This window comes from Streptomyces sp. SID4985 (genome assembly GCF_009863025.1).
In the GTDB taxonomy this organism is placed as follows: Bacteria; Actinomycetota; Actinomycetes; order Streptomycetales; family Streptomycetaceae; genus Streptomyces.
The window spans coordinates 1-2,774 of sequence record NZ_WWIR01000194.1; the positions used below are offsets into that span (position 1 = coordinate 1).

Annotated in this window: 2 protein-coding genes and 2 pseudogenes; 3 read left to right on the forward strand and 1 reads right to left on the reverse strand. The window is 73.5% G+C overall.

What is annotated here, in order from left to right; translation table 11 throughout:
* A pseudogene (locus GTW40_RS07715) lies at positions 1-250 on the reverse strand (phosphoesterase); the annotation flags it as partial.
* A gap of 126 nt (positions 251-376) precedes the next feature.
* On the opposite strand from GTW40_RS07715, the gene GTW40_RS07720 reads away from it, so the two are divergent.
* The 3 genes and pseudogenes from GTW40_RS07720 to GTW40_RS07730 all read left to right on the forward strand — a co-directional run.
* Positions 377-1,996, forward strand: coding sequence for an ATP-binding cassette domain-containing protein (locus tag GTW40_RS07720; protein ID WP_161179407.1), 1,620 nt, complete (start codon positions 377-379; stop codon positions 1,994-1,996).
* Positions 1,997-2,113: 117 nt separating this feature from the next.
* Complete coding sequence (locus tag GTW40_RS07725) at positions 2,114-2,371, forward strand: DUF6158 family protein (RefSeq protein ID WP_161179408.1); 258 nt, start codon at positions 2,114-2,116, stop codon at positions 2,369-2,371.
* Between the two features lie 221 nt (positions 2,372-2,592).
* Positions 2,593-2,774 (forward strand): annotated as a pseudogene (locus GTW40_RS07730) (hypothetical protein); the annotation flags it as partial.

Consider the following 2,774-nt stretch of genomic DNA (forward strand, 5'->3'; position numbering starts at 1 on the left):
CGAGCGAGGCCATGCCGCGCACCGCCGCCCGGCGGGCGCGCGGGGTGCGGGTCGCGGCGATGGCGGCGGCCGCGGCGCACCACAGCACTCCGTGGTTCGCGCTCCGGCTCAGCCTCGGCAGGACGCGTTCGGCGCCGGGCCAGTTCCGCTCGGCGGCCACCTCGAACAGCCGGGCGTCGGCGGCGAGCAGCCGCCGCAGCACCGAGCGGGCGGGGAGGGGGACGGCGGTCAGGTCGACATCAGGGCTCATGGCGTCCGACTACCCCGAAGCGGCGGTTCCTTGTGCGGGATGTGGGCCGTCGGGGGCGCGGGCCCCGTCGGCGGCCACGGGAAACGGGTTTGCACACGGCTGTCGTGCCACCGGAGAATGCGCCGCATGGGACACCTGGAAGCCGCGCATCTCGAGTACCACCTCCCCGACGGGAGGACGCTGCTCGGCGACGTCTCCTTCCGGGTCGGAGAGGGCGCCGTGGTGGCCCTGGTCGGGCCGAACGGCGCGGGCAAGACCACACTGCTGCGGCTGATCTCCGGCGAGCTGAAGCCGCACGGCGGCACGGTCACCGTCGGCGGCGGCCTCGGCGTGATGCGCCAGTTCGTCGGCTCCGTACGGGACGAGACCACCGTGCGCGACCTGCTGGTCTCCGTCGCCCCGCCCGGCATCCGCACGGCCGCGAAGGCGGTGGACGAGGCCGAGCACGCCCTCATGACCGTGGACGACGAGGCCGCTCAGCTCGCCTACGCGCAGGCGCTCGCCGACTGGGCCGAGGTGCGCGGGTACGAGTCCGAGACCATGTGGGACATGTGCACCATGGCGGCCCTCGGGATGCCCTACGACACCGCCCAGTGGCGCCTCGTGCGCACCCTGTCCGGCGGTGAGCAGAAGCGGCTCGTCCTGGAGGCGCTGCTGCGCGGCCCCGACGAGGTGCTCCTGCTCGACGAGCCGGACAACTACCTCGACGTGCCCGGCAAGCGCTGGCTGGAGCAGCAGCTCAAGGAGACCCGCAAGACCGTGCTGTTCGTCTCCCACGACCGCGAACTCCTCGCCCGCGCCGCCGAGAAGATCGTCTCCGTGGAGCCAGGACCCGCCGGGGCCGACGCCTGGGTGCACGGCGCCGGCTTCGCCACCTACCACGAGGCCCGGCGTGAACGCTTCGCCCGCTTCGAGGAGTTGCGCCGCCGCTGGGACGAGAAGCACGCCCAGCTCAAGAAGTTGGTCCTCAACCTCCGCCAAGCGGCCGCCGTCAGCCATGAGATGGCCTCGCGGTACGCGGCCGCGCAGACCCGGCTGCGCAAGTTCGAGGAAGTCGGACCGCCCCCGGAGCCGCCGCGCGAGCAGAACATCACCATGCGGCTGCGCGGTGGCCGTACCGGCGTCCGCGCCGTGACCTGCGAGCAGCTCGAACTCACCGGTCTGATGCGGCCGTTCGACCTCGAGGTGTTCTACGGCGAACGCGTCGCGGTGCTCGGCTCCAACGGCTCCGGCAAGTCCCACTTCCTGCGCCTCCTCGCGGGCGAGGACGTGGCGCACACCGGTGCCTTCAAGCTCGGTGCCCGCGTCGTACCCGGCCACTTCGCGCAGACCCACGCCCACCCCGAGCTGCAGGGCCGCCCCCTCCTCGACATCCTCTGGAAGGAGCACGCCCAGGACCGGGGCGCGGCGATGTCCCGGCTGCGGCGCTACGAGCTGACCGCCCAGGCCGAGCAGCCCTTCGACCGGCTCTCCGGCGGCCAGCAGGCCCGCTTCCAGATCCTGCTCCTCGAACTCGCCGGAGTCACCGCCCTGCTCCTCGACGAGCCCACCGACAACCTCGACCTGGAGTCCGCCGAGGCACTCCAGGAGGGCCTGGAGGCGTTCGAGGGCACGGTCCTCGCGGTCACACACGACCGCTGGTTCGCCCGCTCCTTCGACCGCTACCTGGTCTTCGGCGAGGACGGCCGGGTACGGGAGACCGCGGAGCCGGTCTGGGACGAGCGCCGGGTGGAGCGCGCCCGCTGAGGCCGCGCCGCAGGCCCGTCGACCCGGAAGTTCGTACAGTGGAGCTCAGGGAACGCGAACAATCCCGGCACAGCGGACACACCTCGGGAACGCGGACACGACGAGCGGGGTACCACCATGACCGGAGTCGACCCCAACCGGCTGGATGACCAGCAGCTCATGAAGGAGCTGGAGACCATCCACCGCACACGCCACGACACGCTCCTGTACGGCTCGAACGACGCGCTGCGCGCCCACAACGAACGCATGGCGCAGCTGGAGGGCGAGTATCTGCGCCGCAACCCGCGCCGCCTGGTCAGCGCGGGGCGCACCCGCGAGGGGGCCCGCGAGCGGGGCTGTGGCGAGGCGGCGGCGCCGGGGGCGTCCGGGACCTGATCCGGGACCGGTGGGGAGCCTCTTTCGGGCGGCCGGGATCACCCGCGTGGGCGTTCGCGTCCCGCGAATGGGGTCCGGCCGCGCGCGGTGCGGCGCGTGGCGGGCTGTGATGGCAGGCGAGGGCACGAGAGCCGTGTCCCGCAGACGGGCCGACGACCGGAGCGGTACCGGTTGCCGACAGGCGTCGGCCGTCATCGCCGCCCTGCCGAGGAGCCCTCCCCATGCACCGCACAGCCCGCGCCCTCACGGCCGCCACCGCGCTCGTCATAACCGGCCCGACCGCGGCCTTCGCATCGGGGTGGGGCGCGCACGCGCCTGCCGCGCCTGCCGCGCGGGCCGTGGTGGTGGCCGCCGCCTGTGACGCCCCTGCCGTGCCGCGTGCGGAGATCCCCGAGGACGTTCC